The following is a 16,495-nucleotide window of genomic DNA, read 5'->3' on the forward strand; positions in this document are numbered from 1 at the left end:
GTCCGCGGACGGGTATCCCGGGTCGTCACCGCGACGGCCGCCGTCGCGCCGAGGCTCCGACCAGGGGTGAAATCGCCGGCCGCGCCAGCGAGTGACCTGGATCACAGGAAGCGTGGTGTCTTGTACGCAGCGCGGGGGCACTGTCGAGTCCGCCCACCACCGAGGGCGGACCAGGACGCGGGAGCGGGACATGCGCAGACTGCGCGAGTCGGCCGGCATCGGGATCGTCACTGCAGCAGCCGTCACCGCGACGGTGCTCGTCGCACCACCGGCGTACGCCGATCCGGTGGACGACTTCGCCGAGGACGTCGCCGCGTGGGCCCTCGGATTCGCCGAGCAAGAGGTCTGGGCGACCCCCCTGCCGGTGGTCAACGTGTCCCCGGCGCAGGTGCTGGCCGACGCGGACACCGGGTTCGGCAACGACCTGTCCGCCCTGGGGGGCGGCCGCTACCGACTCGAGGTCAGTCAGGACGTCCCGGCCGCTTTCTCGCTCGAACCGGGATTTCCCCTGTCCTCGGGTCCGGGCGAGGTCACGGTGGCGGTGAGCGTGGGGCTCGAGTTCACGGTCGGCTCCGAGGAGATCGGCGGGACGGAGGAGTTCTTCGTCGTCGCCGACGGTCCGGACGCCCCCGAGCTCTTCGCCTCGGTCGACCTCGACGGGTTCGACGGCACCGTCACCACGTCGGTGGGCCTCTTCGGAGGAACGGTCACCAGCGACGACGTCGCGCTGCACGCGACCTACGGCGGGACCCTCGACGACCCCGACGGCGACGGGCGGCTGGCCTTCGCCGGGACGGACGGCACGCCCGGGGACGGGGAGCTGTCCGTCGACGGGTCCGCCGTCGGCCTGAGCACCGTCGAGCTGACGTCGTCTTCCGCGAGCGGGAACCTCACGGTCACCACCGAGGCCGGGTACGTCCCCGCCGTCGCGGGCGGCATCGCCTTCACCTGGACCGACCTGAGCGACGCCGCCACCCTCAGCGTCACGCCGGACGCGGACTTCGACGTCCTCGGCGACTTCCTCAACATGTCCCAGCGGGACGTCGCCGAGGGCCTCGTGCTGCTCAAGTCCACGGTCGTGGCGATGCAGCGGACCCCGGACAACGTCGACCTGCCGTTCATGCGCGGCACGGTCGCGGACGCCGTGCACCTGGCGGAGAACCTCACGACGTTCCTCACCGACCAGATCCCCCAGGAGGGCGACGACGCCGGCATCCCGGCCTGGACCAGCCTCGAGGAGCTCTTCGCCGCGATCAACGCCTCCGGCACCGGCCTCGGCGTCGCCGTCGCGGACTACGACGCCACGAACCACCGGCTGCCCTTCACCCTGACGTTCACCCGCAGCGACGAGGGCCCCGGCGACCTGTTCGTGCCCACGCCCGGCGCCGAGGAGGCCGGCGTCAAGACCGGTCTGGTCGAGCTCGGCAACCTGCTCACGGCGCCCGGGGGCCAGCAGGTCACCGGGGCGAACGAGCCGGAGCAGACCCCGGGTGCCCAGACCACCCGCGACTACAGCGTCGAGATCGAGCTCGCCCTCGACCTGCAGGACCCCGTCGTGTTCGACGAGCCGCAGCCGCAGACCGGCCCCGACGGGGAGGTCGTCGCCCATTACGACGAGGCGCCCATCGGTATCGACCGGATGCTGTTCCGCTCGGCCACGGCCTCGGCCTCCTTCCCGATCACCGCGAGCTTCACCACGGCCGGGCAGATCGGGTTCGTCGGCGTGGAGGTGGACGGCAGCCTCGCCGTCGGGCCGGAGACCGGGGGCGACCCGATGCTCACCCTGGCCCTCGGCGGCACCACGTACCGGACGCTCGGTGAGGTGATGGACGAGATCACCGCGGTGCCGTCGGGCGTGACGGCCGCCGTCGACGTGCACGTCACCGGCACCGGCCAGGTGGACGTGCCGCTCGAGGGGCGCAGCTTCAGCTCCGACGGCGGCGCCGCCACCTTCTCCGTCGACTGCGACGTGACCCAGATCCCGGACTCCTGCACGCCCACGATCGAGTCGGGGCTGACCGACCTGCTCGCCCTCGACGTCGACACCGACGACCCCCTGGCGATGCTCGGCCGGCTGCTGAGCGTCCTGACCCTGTTCGACGCCGGGCTGCGCTCCACCGACCTGCTCGGGGACACCGCGGACGTGTCGCTGCCGCTGGTCGACACGAGCATCGGCGACGTGCTCACCGGCGCCGCGGACGGGCTGGCCACGGCCACCGAGCTCTCCGCCGTGCTGGAGGAGGTCAGCACCACGCCGCCGGAGAACCTGCAGGACCTGCTGGGGCTGCTCGAGGACGCCATCGGCGCCGACCTGCCCGTCGAGCTCACCGAGGTCGACGGCACCCCGGCGCTCGTGCTCGACGTCGCGGTCGCCCGGTCGTACCAGACGTCCGCGCCGCTCTCCTTCGACCTCGGGGACGTGCCGCTGGTCAGCGCGAACGCCGACGCCGAGGTGGACCTGTCCGCCGAGGTCGACGCCAGCGCCGGGCTCGCGGTCTCCCTCGGCACCCCGTTCGAGGACGCCGGGGACGCCGCCACCCTGCGCGTCGTCGACCCGAACGTCACGGCGTCGGCCAGCGGGTCCGTCGACGGGCAGTTCGCCGTGTCCGTGGCGGGCCTGTCCGCCCAGCTCGGCGACGGCGGCACGCTCGGTGCCGTCGGGCTGACCGGCTCCTACGGGGCGTCCGGTGCCGTCGGGCTCGGGGACCTGCTCGGCGGGGACCTGTCCCTGACCGGCACCGACGACTGCTCCGGCGGGCCGCGGCTGCTCTGCGTGGACGCGCCCGTGTCCGTCGTCGGCACCTCGCTCGGCACGCTGTCGGTCACCCAGGACCTGCCCGGTGACGGGACGCTCAGCGGCGGCGAGGCGCTGCCGGCCCCCGACATCGACCTGCCCGACGACCTGGGCGACCTCACGGCGCTGCTGTACGACTCCGAGCTCGACCTGCTCGCGCTGCCGGAGTCGCTCCTGACCTACCTCGGGATCGTCTCCGAGGCGCTGCAGACGCTCAGCGGCGGCGGGAACTTCCCCCTCATCGGCCAGCAGCTCGCCGACGCCGCCACGACGCTGGAGGACGCCCGGACCGAGATCGAGCAGCTCGTCGAGGACACGGACGCGGCGCTGGAGACCGGCTACGCCGACGCCAAGGCCACCCTCGAGTCCGCGCCTGGGGTGACCTTGAGCGAGTACTGCGGCCTGCTGGAGCCCGCTACGGGTCTGTCCGTCTCCGCCGTCGACACGGTCACGGCGGACACGACCTACACGTACGCGATCGTGGCGCACAACGCCGACGGGGACCCCACCGGCTGGTCCGGCACGGACTCCGTCGACAACGACGCGGCCCTCGCCGCGGAGGGCCCGCGCAACGAGCTGACCTGGACGGAGAACCCGCGCGCCACCGGCTACTACGTGGTGCGCAGCACCGACGGCGGCACCACCTGGGAGCAGATCTCCGACGTGGCCGGCGCGAGCTACGTCGACGACGGCACCGGGACCCCGTCCGCGGCGCCCGACGACCCGGCCGAGGCCGACTACCCGCAGGCCGACTGCACCGCGAACGTGCGGGCGATCGACACGATCGTCCTGGAGTGGGCCTACGACCCGGGCAGCGGCGGCGACGCCGGCGCCCCGGAGTTCTCCGAGACCGTGCCGCTCGACCTGGGCATCCCCGGGCTGGCGCTGCGGGCGAGCGCGGCCGACGGCGCCGGCGGCGTCGGGGTCAGCCTCGACTACGGCTTCCGCGTCCGCCTCGCGCTGGACAAGGAGTCCGGCGTCGTGCTGCTCACCGACAACGGCGACGACGACGTGCCCGAGGGCTACGCCGTCGCCACGGCCCGGCTCGAGGACGCCGGGTCGGACCCCGACCTCCAGGCGGAGCTCGCGGTGCTGCAGGTCACGGCCGACAAGAAGGACGCGGCGTCCGACGAGCTGCAGGCCGAGCTCAGCATCGACCTGACCGGTACCCCGGACGCGATCACCATCGACGGCGAGGACCTCGAGGCGCTGCCCGTGGCCGACCTCGTCTCCTCGCCGCGTGACCACGTGGACCTGGCCGCCTCGTTCGACATCGACGTGTTCTGGGCGCTGGCCGCGGCCCCCGAGATGGACGGGCAGACGCTACCCGGCATCGCCACCGACTTCTGCCTGCGCTGGTCGGTGGGCTGGGAGAGCGGCGGGGGCGGCGGCTCCGGGTCCGAGTGCGAGGCACCCGACGACGCCGGGACGTACGCACCGACGTTCGGCAACGCCTCCAACGGCGTCGTGGGGACGCCGTCGATCGCCTTCACGGACATCGGGCTCGACCTCGGGCAGTTCCTCAGCGGGCAGATCAAGCCGGCGATCGACACCATCAACCAGGCGATCGACCCGCTGCGCCCGATCATCGACACCCTCTACGCGCCCATCCCGGTGCTGACGGACCTGTCGCAGGCCGCCGGCGGACCGGAGATCTCGCTCGTGACGCTTGCGGAGCTGTACAGCACGCTGGCGGGCGGCACGGACATCACCGCCGTGAAGACGATCCTGCAGATCGTCGAGACGGCGAACACGGTCGACGAGCTCCTCAGCAGCGCGGCCCCGGAGGACGGCGGCGTCATCCTGCCGATCGGCGACCTGGCGCTCGACGGTGCCGCGGCCAAGACCACGGCGGCGACCCCGGACCAGCTCGAGAAGCTCAAGGCGTCCTACGCCGCCGGGCCGGCGCCGACCGGCGGGGCCGCTCAGGTCGTCGCGGACCTCAGCCCGACCAACATCACGACGGCGGGCTTCGACTCCGAGCGCTACGGGTTCACCTTCACGTTCCTCGAGCAGCCCGAGCAGGTCGCGAACCTGCTCGTCGGCGGCGACGTCGAGATCGTGCGGTTCGATTCCGGGCCCCTGAAGCTCGGCTTCTCGATGAAGCAGTCCTTCGGCCCGGTGTACGCACCGCCGCCGGTGCTCATCACCCTGTCGGGGTCCGCGGGCGTCGAGGCGCGCATCATCGCCGGCCTGGACACCTACGGGCTGCGCAAGGCCGTCGAGGCCTGGCGCGACGGCACCGGCGTCGGCGTGCTGGACGCCCTCGACTCGCTGTACTTCGCCACCACCGACCTCGACGGCAAGCCGGTGCCGGTGCTGACGTTCTACGGCGAGCTGGCCGCGGGCGTCGCGGTGTCGCTGGTGGTCATCGAGGTCAGTCTCACCGGCGGCGTCGGGCTCACGATCTCGTTCTTCTGGAACGACCCGAACGACGACGGCAAGTTCCGCCTGTCCGAGATCGGGGAGCAGGTCAAGCGCAGTCCGATCTGCCTGTTCACGATGAGCGGGCGCGTGTACCTGTTCCTGCGGCTCGGGATCACGCTCGGCGTGAGCATCTTCTCGGTGAGCTTCACCCAGACGATCGCGGACATCACCCTGCTCGACTTCTCCGCGGAACCCGACTGCGAGCCCCCGCCGCCCACGCTGGGCGCCGTGGACGAGGTCGACGGCACCGACTACCTCGTGGTCTACGCGGGCCGGCTCGGCGTGGACGGCAAGCGCGGCGACTCCGCGTGGGACGCGCACGAGGACCCCGAGGACGACGCCGAGGTGTTCACCGTCATCGAGCGCCACGACTACTCCGCGGGGACCGAGCCCGAGGGCGGCTGGCCCGTCGTCGGCTACACCGTGCAGTGGAGCGGGTTCACCTCCAGCTTCGACGGCGAGGTCGACCGGGTGCTGCTCGACGGGCGGGGCCGGACGACGCCGCTGCAGGTCTCGTTCGTCGGGGACAGCGAGGCGCCGCCGCCCGGGGACGACCCGGGTGACGTCGGCGGCGAGGTGGCCGCCGGGTTCCGCACCGCCGTCGTCGTGCGCGGCTCCGAGGCCGACGACGTCATCCGCACCGACATCGGCCCGGCCTGGGTCGACGCCCGGGGCGGCGACGACAAGGTCGTGACCGCCAACCCGGACGGCGTCACCGTGCGGGTCTCCGGCGGCGCGGACGACGACACGATCGGCACCGCGCAGGGCCGCGCGTTCGTCGCGGGGGACACCACGCTCGACGCCACGGTCGCGACCGTCGACGGCGTCGAGGTGGCCGTCGCCCTCGGCGACCCCGGTGAGCAGGACGGCGGCGGTGACGACACCGTCAACGTCGGCCTGAACCGCAACGTGGTCTGGGGCAACGGCGGGGACGACGTCATCGGCGTCGTCGGCGAGCAGGGCGCCGACCGCGGCGGGGCGACGAACCTGCTGGCCGGCGGCCACGGTGCCGACCGGATCACCGCCGGCCCCGGGGACGACGTCGTCTTCACCGGTCAGCGGGCCGACCTGCCGTTCGGCGCGAACGCCGACGTCACGATCCAGGGCGAGCCCTACACGCCCGGGTCCGCACTCAGCGCGGCCCAGCTCGGGGCGCTCGCCGACGGCGACGGACGTCCGGACAGCGTGGACGACCCGGCGCAGGCCAACAACGTCGACACCGGGGCCGGCAACGACCTGGTCATCGGCTCGACGGTCCGCGACGTCGTCCAGGCGGGGTCGCTGGGCAGCCCGCCGCCGCAGCGCGCGTACCTGTTCGGCGGGGCCGACGAGGACATCCTGTCCGGCGGCTTCGGCGGGGACTGGGTGTTCGGCGGCCCGGACGACGACTACGTGCTCGCCGAGCCGCACGAGCTCTCGTTCGGCACCGGCGACGACGGGTTCGGCCCGGACCACGAGGTCACCCGCCTGCCGCTGCCGGAGGACGCCGTGCCGCAGGAGGACGTGCTGGTCGGCGGTGCCGACCGCGACCACGTCGTCGGCGGCGACGGTGGCGCGCAGGCCTGGGGCGACGCCTACCGGCCCGGCGAGCTCTGCGTCGCCGGCGACCCGGTGGCGAGCGACTCCGACATGCCGGACGCGGACGAGCCCGGTGCGCCGAACGCGGCGGACGACGACGACCTGATCATCGGCGGCATCGGTGTCGACGTGGTGCGCGCCGGCGGCGGGGCCGACCGGCTCGAGCTGCGGGACGCGGACGACCGCGGCTGCGGTCAGTCCGGGACCGACACGGTGTTCGCCGGCGCCGGGGCCGACCAGGTCTGGGGCGGCAGCGCGAAGGACGTCGTCCACGGCGAGGGCGGGCCGGACCTGCTCTACGGCAACGCCGGCCCGGACGTGATCTACGGGCACGGCGAGGAGGACGTCGCCGAGGGCAACGCCGGGTCCGACGTCGTGTCCGGTGGTGGCGCCGACGACATGCTGGTCGGCGGCACCCGCGCCGCCGGGCGGGCCGACACCGACGACCGGGTGTTCGGCGACGCCGGGGCGGACGTGATCGCCGGTGACAACATGACGATCACCCCGGCGGCCACCGGTGCGCCGGGTGCCCCGGTGCTGGCCGGCCGGGACACCGCCGACCGCGTGCTCGTCGAGCACGAGACCGGGGCCTCGCCGCCGGCCGGCACCTCCGGGCCCGACCGGCTGTACGGCGGCGCCGACGACGACGCGATCTTCGGCCAGGGCGCCGGCGACACGATCTGGGCCGGTCCCGACGACGACCTGGCCGTCGGCGGGCGCGGCGAGGACACCGCGTTCGGCGAGGCGGGCCGGGACGACGTGGTGGGCGGCAGCGTGACGCCGCTCGGCACCGGGGAGCCCGGCGGCGTCGGCACCGAGGGCCAGCCCGACGCGGGGGACACCCTGCGCGGCGGGTCCGAGGGTGACGTGATGCTCGGCGACAACGGTGTGGTCACCGTCGCCGCGGACGGTGCGGTGACCCCGCTGCTGCTTGGCCGCGACCGCGGGACGACGGAGCCGCGCACGATCCGGCTGCTCGACCTGGGTCTCGCCGCGGACGGCGACGACGCCGGGGACGACTGGCTGCGCGGCGACGGCGACGAGGACGTGCTCCTCGGCCAGGCCGACCCCGACCGGCTCGACGGCGGCGGCGCGGACGACGCCGTCGAGGGCGGACCGGGTGTCGACTGGGTCGAGGGCGGCCCCGGTGACGACGACCTCGTGGGCGGCTCGACCACCCCGGCGGCGACACCGTCGTCCGACGAGCCCGGCACCGGGACGGGGGCGTCCACGGGTCAGGGTGACGACGGCGACCTGCTGTTCGGCGAGACCGGCGACGACGCGATCCTCGGCGACGACGGGACGATCCTGCGCGGCGAGGGGGCCACGACCTCGGTGCTGGTGCGGTCCTCGACCGACGGCTCGCTCGTGCAGCAGCGCTCGGTGGTCCCGTACGACCTGGCCTCGGCGCAGGGTGGTGCCGACCTCGTCTCCGGCGGGAACGGCGTCGACCTGGTCTGGGGACAGGACGGCGGCGACGCCCTGAGCGGCGGGCCGCACGACGACTACGTCGAGGGCAACGGGGCCGCGGACGTGATCCGCGGCGACGCGCCGGTGGTGGAGATCGTCGGCGACGAGGCGGCGGCGCTCGGCCACTCCGTGCCGGTGCCCTCCGGGCTGTGGCGCGGGACGCCGTCGGTGCTGGCCGAGACCGCCGGGGACGGTCAGGACGACCTGATCGGTGGGTCGGCGATCGCCGGGCACCGCGACGCGGGCGACGTGGTCTCCGGCAACGGGGAGCACGACGTCGTCCTCGGCGACAACGGCACGCTGCTGCGCGACCCGGTCGAGGACGAGTCGACCGGGAGCTGGGCCGACCGCGTGGAGCCGGACCGCTACCCGGTGGACACCGGCGACCCCGCCTACCCCGACCGCCTGTTCACGGTGCGGCTGCACGACCCGGACGCGCTGCCGGCCGGGCACGACGGCGTCACCCGGTTCTGCACCGAGGACCAGGACACCTGCGAACCCGCCGGTGCGTTCGGCGACGACACGATCGACGGCGACGACGGCGACGACCGGCTGTGGAGCCAGGACGGCGACGACACCGTGCACGGCGACGCCGGGGCCGACGACGTGATCGGCGGGCTCGGCGACGACGACCTGTTCGGCGACGGGGGCCAGGACACGATCCTCGGCGACCGTGGCGGGATCGTCGGCCAGTGGATCGACACCACCGAGGAGGGCACCTTCACGGTCTCGGTGAAGGGTGTGCCGGACGAGTCGTACACCGGGCTGCGGCCGGGCACGTTCGACCGCCGGGTCGACCTGTTCTCCGACGTCGAGGACCGGGCCTGGGTGGACACGGCCGACGCGCCGATGCCGCACCCGGGCGAGACCGTCGGCGGTGCCGACCGGATCCGTGGCGGGGCCGACCGCGACGTCGTGTTCGGCGCCGCGGGCGACGACCTCGCCAACGGTGACGACGGCGGCGACTCCGTGTTCGGCGGGGCCGGCTCCGACGTCCTCTGGGGCGGCCGCGGGCTGCCCGACGGGTCACCCGACCGGGGTGACGAGGACCAGTACGTCGACCTCGTGTTCGGCGGCGAGTCGGTGCCGGGCTCCGGGACGGACTCCGTGGTCGGCGCGGACATCCTCGACTGGAAGCCGCGCGGATCGGCCTCCGACCCGGGCGTGACCTGCACGCTCGCCGACGCCCCGCAGGGGACGCTCGGCGAGGTCGTGGACCCGTGCGCCTGGTTCGCGATGACCGACACCGACGACGGGGACGTCACGAACGACCAGCACCATCACGGAACGGACTGGATCTACGGCGGCAAGGACCGTGACGTGATGCAGGGCAACGAGTCGGCGAACGGGCCGAGCGACCAGGACGACCGGCTCATCGACTGGAACGGCGCGTTCAACCTGTACTCGCACTGCAACGCGGCGTACGGCGGGTGGAACGACCTGCGCCAGCACAGCCCGTCGATGAAGGCGTTCCTGCAGGGTGTCGCCTACGGTGCCGGCGCCGGCCGGACGCCGGACGAGGCCGCGGACGAGGGCACCTCGGCCTACCTCGAGCTGGCGATCGTCGAGCCGGGGGAGAAGGAGCACGGGTCGGGCAGCGCGTTCCCGACGACGCCGGGGCACTTCGACTCCCCGGCCGCCTGCGACGCGCCGTGACGCCGGTCGGCGCGGGCCGGTGCGTCCGGCCCGCGCCGATCCGCGCGGTCGTGCCGACGGGTGGGACAGGTGGAAGCCCTGTGACCAGCCTGGACGTCGGCGCGACGGTTCTGCGGTCGCTGGAACCCCGTTCCGGACCTAGCGTGGACCGGGCTGTTGCCCTCGGCGACGGCACCTCGACCGACCACGGAGGACGACCATGGCCGACAAGACTGCCTTTCCCCGCCAGCAGCAGGAACCGCCCGGCTGGACCCGGCAGATGGACCCCTTGCCGGACCACGGCGAGGAGTCGTATCAGGGCAGCGGGAAGCTGGCCGGCCGGTCGGCGCTGATCACCGGCGGCGACTCCGGGATCGGGCGGGCCGTGGCGATCGCGTTCGCCCGCGAGGGGGCCGACGTCGCGATCGGCTACCTGCCCGAGGAGCAGGAGGACGCCGAGGAGACGGCGCGCTGGGTGCGCGGGGCCGGCCGCAACGCGGTGCTGCTGCCCGGCGACCTGACCGACGAGGCGACCGCCCGGGCCCTGCCCGGGCAGGCCGCCGACGAGCTCGGCGGGCTGGACGTGCTGGTGAACAACGCCGGCTTCCAGATGGCCCGGCGGGAGTCCTTCGAGGACGTCACCACCGACGAGATCGACCGCGTCCTCAAGACCAACCTGTACGCGATGCTGTGGGTGACGCAGGCGGCGCTGGAGCACCTGAACGAGGGAGCGAGCATCATCAACAACTCGTCCATCCAGGCGTACCAGCCCTCGACGTCGCTGGTGGACTACGCCTCCACCAAGGCGGCGATCAACAACATGACGGTGAACCTCGCCGCCGAGCTCGGACCCCGCGGGGTGCGCGTCAACGCGGTGGCGCCGGGTCCTATCTGGACGCCGCTGCAGCCGGCGACCCAGCCCCCGCACAAGCTCGAGAGCTTCGGCCAGGACACCCCGCTGGGGCGCGCGGGCCAGCCCGCCGAGGTCGCCCCGGCGTTCGTCTACCTCGCGTCGCCGGCGGACTCGAGCTACGTCTCGGCCACCGTGCTGGGAGTAACCGGCGGCAAGCCGGTGTTCTAGACGGCGAATGCCGGTCCGCGGCGCGGGACACCGGGCGGTGACGGACGTCGCACCCGGCGGGATTTCGTGGATGCGGACCTGTTCGGTATCCTCGTATGGCCGGTTCGTCCGGCGAAGGTAGCGTGTCCGAGCGGCCGAAGGTGCAGCACTCGAAATGCTGTGTGGTTCATAGCCACCGTGGGTTCAAATCCCACCGCTACCGCCCTCCGAAGGGCCCCTGACCAGGTGAGACACCGGTCCGGGGCCCTTCGTCGTTCCCCGCACTCCGTTTTCACTCTGTTTTGCCTTCCGGGATGCCCGACGCCGCGGCCTGGGTGACGAGCTGATCGATCACCGTCCGCAGGTCCGGGGCCACGTGGGTCCGCTTCACGTAGTGCCGCACGGTGGTGCCCTCGTCGGCGTGGCCGAGCAGCGCGGTCGCGTTGGCGATGGTGGTCGAGTTGGCGACCTGGGTGGCCACGGTCCGCCGGAAGTCGTGCGGGGTGACGACGACGGCGTTGCCGGCCTGAGCCTCGCGGAGCTGGTCGCGGATCCGGCTGGGGGAGCGCGGTGTGCCCCGCGTCGAGGGAAACACCAGGCCGTCCGGCCCGCCGTCGAGGCCGAGGTCCAGCGACTCGGTGATCGCCGCGACGACGAAGGCCGGCAGGGTGATCGTCCGCCGCGAGGAGTCCGACTTGGGCTTGGTCTGCCGCACGAGCCGGCCCTCGCCCCGGACGACGGTCCCGGTGACGGTGAGCGTGGGGATATCGGCGTCCAGGTCGAGGTCGGCCTCCCGCAGCGCCAAGCACTCACCGATCCGCAGACCGGTGCCGAGCATGGTGTCGACGATCTGCGGCAGCAGCGTGATGTTCCGACGGCCACGAACCCGAGCCGGCCGGTCCTCCCAGGCGCGGACAGCCTTGCGCAGCAGGGCGATGTCCTCGAGCCCGAGGGTGCGGACCTCGGCACGCTGGGGCTTGCGCACCGTGACAGCGTCGCGGACCGGGTTGAACGACGACGCCCCGTAGCGGACGCACATCATCATGACCTGCGACATGACGTTGCGCGCCTGCCGGGCGGTGTCGTACTTCCGCGCCCCGCTGAGGGCCATGAGCACCCGGTTCACGGCAACTGGTGTCACCTCGCGGACTCGCAGGGCAGCGAAGGCCGGCCTGAGGTCACGCTCCAGCACGCCGAGGTACGTCGTCAGCGACTGGGGCGTGATCTGGCCCTCGACGCGCTTCTCGGAGACCCACTGGTCGAACACGACACCCATGCGCGTGTCCGGCGTGATCGTCGCCCCGCCGTCGGCGACGCCCTCCGTGCTCGCACGATGCAGTTTGTCCTCGAGACGCCGCTGAGCCGCCGCGCCCGACGGACCCCGGGACTCGTACTTGTGGAGGACGCCGGCGAAGTCTCGGAACTGGGCCTGAGCCCGCCAGACGCCGGGGGACAGCTCCCTGCGGCTGATGTTCCCCCAGCGGCCCGGCTCGATCGGCTTGCGCGGCACGGATCAGCCCACCACGCGGTTGTCGGTGACCCGGTCCAGCCAGGCCTCGACGTCGTCGGGGCGGTACCGCAGTCGGGCGCCGACCCGCAGCACCGTGGGGCCGCCGCCGCGGCTCGACCACGCATACACGCAGTGCAGGGTCACCCCCAGGTAGTCAGCCAACTCTTCCGGCGTCATCAGGCGCCGGCGGCGGGTGGGGCTGTCGGTCTGGCGGGTGGTGCTCTGGGTGCTCATCGTCTTCCTCCTACGTCGTTGTGGTGCTTCATGCCGTGCTGGTGTGGCTTCTCGCGCAGAAACTCCTGGTACTGCCCTCGGGCAGGCCGGTAGCGTTGGCATCACCCCGCCCAAGGTGCGTCTAACCGGTAACAACGCACCCAGCCCGCAGTCGGAGAGGGTGGCAGCCCGTTCAAGCCGGGCCGGGTCCGAGGAGTCACCCTCCGCTGCGGGCGGTGTGGTGGCTCCGCCCCTCAGGGGCCAGGACCTCTCGCCGCGTGCGCCGCGCCGCCTTCCACTGGGCGTACTCGCGGGCTCGCGCGGCTGCGGCATCGGCCAGGGCCTTGTCGCCTGGGTTGGTCCAGCCGGTGCCCTGGTAGGTCCAGGAGCCGACGACAAGAGTGGTCTCTTCCTCGTCGGCCAAGAGCCGGTTCTCGAGGTCGGCGGTGTCCATGGGCGTGCCGTCGCGGTCGGCGTCGGCCTTGAGCCGCTGGAACCGCATCCGGGCCCGGCGTAGACGGCCGAGCGGGATCGAGTAGCGGCGCGACTTGCTCGAGAAGTGGCCGCGGAAGCCGAGCATGTGCGCCCACTTCGCCAGGAGCCGGTAGGGGCTGTCGGCGCACTGGCCGCAGACGCAGCCCTCATCGTCGTCGGCGTCCGGGCCGGCGAGTCCGCGGCAGGCGGTGCGGGCGCGCTCGGCGAGCCAGCGGCAGGTCCGGATGAGCCGTCGGTGGTGCGGTCGCGGGGCCGACGGGTCGGTGCCGGTGCCCTTGGTCGAGTACTTCGCGAGGTAGCCGGCCACCTGTTCGGGGCGCAGGTCGTCCGAGCCCTCGTCGTTCTCCGGCACGCCAGAGCGCACGCACCGCACGTCGAGCTGCTGACCGAAGCGCAGCACGCGCGGGACGTCCGCACCGTCGACCGGAGGCGCCGTGACGGAGACCGCCCGCGCAGCCTCTCGGACAGCCTCGCCCAGCACCGCGCCGGGAAGCGGAGCGGCCGAGCCGGGGCCGTCGGGTCCGTCGAGGCGTATGAGGGCGTGGAAGTGCACGAGCCCGCGCACCTGGTACTCGGCGACCTTGGCGAACTGCACCGAGGCGACGTCGCGGAGTGCGGACTCCCGCACGCCCAGGGCTTCGGCGACCTGGCGACGCATCGCGATGGTGAACCGCCGCCACAGCTCCGGGGCGTGCCATTGCCACACGACGGCGGACTTCCAGTCGTAGCAGGCGTCGCACAGCGGTCCGCCGACGGCGGGGTCGTGCTCGGAGTGCTGCGCGGTGCAGGAACGCGGGACGCCGTGCGGGCAGGTGCCTCGACCGTGAGGGCGGCAGCGACCGGCACCGCCGTTCCTGGAACGAGAGCCGTGCACGTGCCCGAACGACGGCGCGGTGAGCGTCGCGAAGACGAGCGGGTTGTCCGCGACCTCGGCGGGGACGGTCTTGCCGCCCAGCAGTCCAGCGCGGATCATCTCGAAGGTGTCGCGGGCGTAGACCCGGGAGCAGGCCGGGCACACGGACTCCCGCCGGTTGCCGCACGCCCGGTACAGGACGCCGAGCGGGGCGTCGGAGGAGCTGAACTTGGCCAGGACCTCGCCGGTGGCGGCGTCGATGGTGGTCGACGAGCCCTTGAGCCGGATCGGGTGGGAACAGAAGCCCACCCGGGCAGCGGCCTCAGAGAAGGCGCCGACGGAGCGGTCGCCCAGCCGGGAGGTAATGCCGGCGACTGCGGCGAGGGAGAGGTCCCCGAGGTCGAGCGGGGCGTCCTGCCCGAACCCCGGGAACCCTCCCGCCATGGCGTGCACGTCACTCACCGCGGGCCCCCGAGGCGGCGGGCTGACGAGCGGCACGGGGCTTGCGTGGCTTCCGAGCGCGAGGTGCGGGTTCGTTCCCCACCGGCTGTGCATCGCCGGTGCGGGCCGTCGAAGCGCCGGTCGCGACGTCGACCGGGGCCACGTTCTCCTCGTCCACCGGGGCGGAGTCCGGAGCCTCGTCCACCCGCGACGATGCCGCGTCGAGCTCGTGCCGGTCGGGTGCCGGGTAGGTGTCCGCCACCATCCGGATGAAGGTGTCCTCCCAGAAGTCGGCCCGCACCCGCTCCACGTGACCGTCGTCGGCCACCACATACCCGGTGCCCGGGTGGGCTGGGCTGATCTGGTGGGCCGGTGCGACGTCGGCCATCCCCTCGCCGAGCACCATCGTCGTCTCGGACGCCGACCGCAGCCGCAGCGCGACCGTCTGCGTGAACAGCCCACGCATGCCCACCGTCTCCTTGCGGGGGTCCTGGACGAACGCGGCCACGACCACGCCGAGCGCACGCCCCTGGGTGAGGATGCGCCGCAGCAGGTCCGACGCCTCGACCTGGACCTTCTTGGAGGCGTAGGCCGTCAGCACCGCGAGCTCGTCGATCATCAGCACGTGTACCGGGTCGCCCGGCGTTGGCTCGAAGTCCCGCGTCCGGCCGTACATCTCGCGCTGGCGGCGATCGACGACGGCGAGCAGGTCGCGCAGCGCCTCGATGGCCCGGTCCTCGTCGGTGGCGACCCGGTAGAAGACGCCGTCACCCATGCCGATCTCGATCCCGCCCTTGAGATCGATGCCCCACAGGCGAACCAGCCGGGCTTCCACAGCGGGGGCGAGGTTGCCGGCGATTCCCCAGAACACCGACCCCTTGCCGGACCCGGAGCAGCCGACCACGAGCGTCTGCCGGCCACGCAGCGTGAGGCGCCACCGGGAGCCGCCCTGGTTCCGGCCGAGGTCCACACCGTGCGGGTTGGCGCCCTCTGGGATGGTCGCGTAGACCGGCTGGTCGAGCAGGTCCGCCATCGTCAGCACGATGTCGAGCACGCGGGGCCGGACCCGATGGCTGGTCGAGCTCTCCGCCTCGAGCGAGGTCTCGATGGCCGGCACCGCCTTGCGGAGGTCGTCGAGCGTCTGGCCGGCGCGAGCTCTGATCCGAATCCGGAGCGTGTTGCCGCGAGCCCGGACCCGCACCAGCCGGGGAACGATCCGGTAGTCCTCGATGACGCGACTGGCCAGCCCGCAGGCGCAGGCCAAATCCTTCCAGTGCCGACGGACGTGGCGACGCCAGCCGAGGCGCCGCAGCGGACCGCCGAGCAACGGCTCGTACGACATCGGACTGAACACCGCCCAGAACGCCCGGAACAGGTTCCAAGCCGGTCCGGAGACGAGAGCCGCGACGCTGAGCAGGTCGTGCCGCATGATGCCGAGCACGCCGTAGGCCATCATCGACGCGATGAGCCACCAGTAGCCGCGGGCGGTCCACCGAAGCGCCAGCCACAAGGCTGACAACACCCGGCGGACCGCCTGCCAGAGTCGCGACGTCATCACGCTGCAGCCTTCGCGGTGGACTTCGCACCCTGGTTGGCCTGACCCGGCGTGACCATCTCGGACGCGCGGAACGACCAGGCGACCCGCGGGCGCATGCCGTTGTCGTCGACGTACGGCAGAGCCATCAGGCCGACGAACTCGACGGGCGTCCAGGGGAACCCGGACTTGTTCTCCGGCGGCACCGGCTGGTGCTTGGCCACGAACTTCACCGTGACGCCGATGTCCTTGCGGCCGGCGTCCTCGTCGCCGTCGATGACCACGCACTGCCACATCGGCAGGCCGGTCTCCTTGTCGAGCTGCTGCGGGCGCGAGCCGTCCGGGCCGGCGGCCGCGTTGAAGTCCGCCACGGGCTGGACCTCTCCTCGCAGGAACGCGCCCTTGGGGAACGCCACCGCGTGGTCGATCTGGAACCGCTGCTTCAGTGCCATGTCCTAGCTCCTTCGCTCTCTGCCCGGTTCGAC

The 16,495-nt window shown here is 73.0% G+C and carries 7 protein-coding genes and 1 tRNA gene; 3 read left to right on the plus strand and 5 right to left on the minus strand.

Annotation, left to right across the window (positions count from 1 at the left end; genetic code table 11):
- The first annotated feature begins 190 nt into the window (after positions 1–190).
- From Q6347_RS11835 to Q6347_RS11845, 3 genes are all read left to right on the plus strand, one after another.
- Positions 191–9,925, plus strand: a complete 9,735-nt coding sequence (locus tag Q6347_RS11835) for a calcium-binding protein (protein WP_304607448.1) — start codon at positions 191–193, stop codon at positions 9,923–9,925.
- Positions 9,926–10,124: 199 nt separating this feature from the next.
- Entirely contained in the window at positions 10,125–10,985 is an 861-nt protein-coding gene (locus tag Q6347_RS11840; protein WP_304607449.1) for an SDR family oxidoreductase, read from the plus strand.
- 116 nt (positions 10,986–11,101) lie between these two features.
- A tRNA-Ser gene (locus tag Q6347_RS11845) sits at positions 11,102–11,187 on the plus strand.
- 69 nt (positions 11,188–11,256) lie between these two features.
- On the opposite strand, the gene Q6347_RS11850 is transcribed toward Q6347_RS11845, so the two are convergent.
- The 5 genes from Q6347_RS11850 to Q6347_RS11870 form a co-directional block, all read right to left on the minus strand.
- On the minus strand, positions 11,257–12,474 hold the full coding sequence (locus Q6347_RS11850) for a site-specific integrase (protein WP_304607450.1): 1,218 nt from the start codon (positions 12,472–12,474) through the stop codon (positions 11,257–11,259).
- A gap of 3 nt (positions 12,475–12,477) precedes the next feature.
- Positions 12,478–12,708: a helix-turn-helix domain-containing protein gene (locus Q6347_RS11855; RefSeq protein ID WP_304607451.1), complete on the minus strand. Its 231-nt coding sequence runs from the start codon at positions 12,706–12,708 to the stop codon at positions 12,478–12,480.
- Positions 12,709–12,904: 196 nt separating this feature from the next.
- The gene (locus Q6347_RS11860) at positions 12,905–14,497 is read right to left on the minus strand and encodes a replication initiator (RefSeq protein WP_304607452.1); all 1,593 of its coding nucleotides are present in this window, start codon (positions 14,495–14,497) and stop codon (positions 12,905–12,907) included.
- Entirely contained in the window at positions 14,490–16,031 is a 1,542-nt protein-coding gene (locus tag Q6347_RS11865; RefSeq protein WP_304607453.1) for an FtsK/SpoIIIE domain-containing protein, read from the minus strand. The genes Q6347_RS11860 and Q6347_RS11865 overlap by 8 nt, the downstream gene beginning before the upstream one ends.
- Positions 16,031–16,462, minus strand: a complete 432-nt coding sequence (locus Q6347_RS11870; RefSeq protein WP_304604574.1) for a plasmid replication, integration and excision activator — start codon at positions 16,460–16,462, stop codon at positions 16,031–16,033. Before Q6347_RS11870 ends, Q6347_RS11865 begins: the two co-directional genes overlap by 1 nt.
- Between the last annotated feature and the right edge of the window lie 33 nt (positions 16,463–16,495).

Origin of the sequence: Isoptericola sp. b408 (genome assembly GCF_030588085.1) — a bacterium.
GTDB classification, from domain to species: domain Bacteria; phylum Actinomycetota; class Actinomycetes; order Actinomycetales; family Cellulomonadaceae; genus Isoptericola; species Isoptericola sediminis.

What these genes read in the sequence shown, in the direction of transcription:
- Q6347_RS11835 (WP_304607448.1), top strand. Translation starts at nt 191, where the DNA reads ATGCGCAGACTGCGCGAGTCGGCCGGCATCGGGATCGTCACTGCAGCA.
- Q6347_RS11840 (WP_304607449.1), top strand. Translation starts at nt 10,125, where the DNA reads ATGGCCGACAAGACTGCCTTTCCCCGCCAGCAGCAGGAACCGCCCGGC.
- Q6347_RS11855 (WP_304607451.1), bottom strand. Translation starts at nt 12,708, where the DNA reads ATGAGCACCCAGAGCACCACCCGCCAGACCGACAGCCCCACCCGCCGC.
- Q6347_RS11865 (WP_304607453.1), bottom strand. Translation starts at nt 16,031, where the DNA reads ATGACGTCGCGACTCTGGCAGGCGGTCCGCCGGGTGTTGTCAGCCTTG.
- Q6347_RS11870 (WP_304604574.1), bottom strand. Translation starts at nt 16,462, where the DNA reads ATGGCACTGAAGCAGCGGTTCCAGATCGACCACGCGGTGGCGTTCCCC.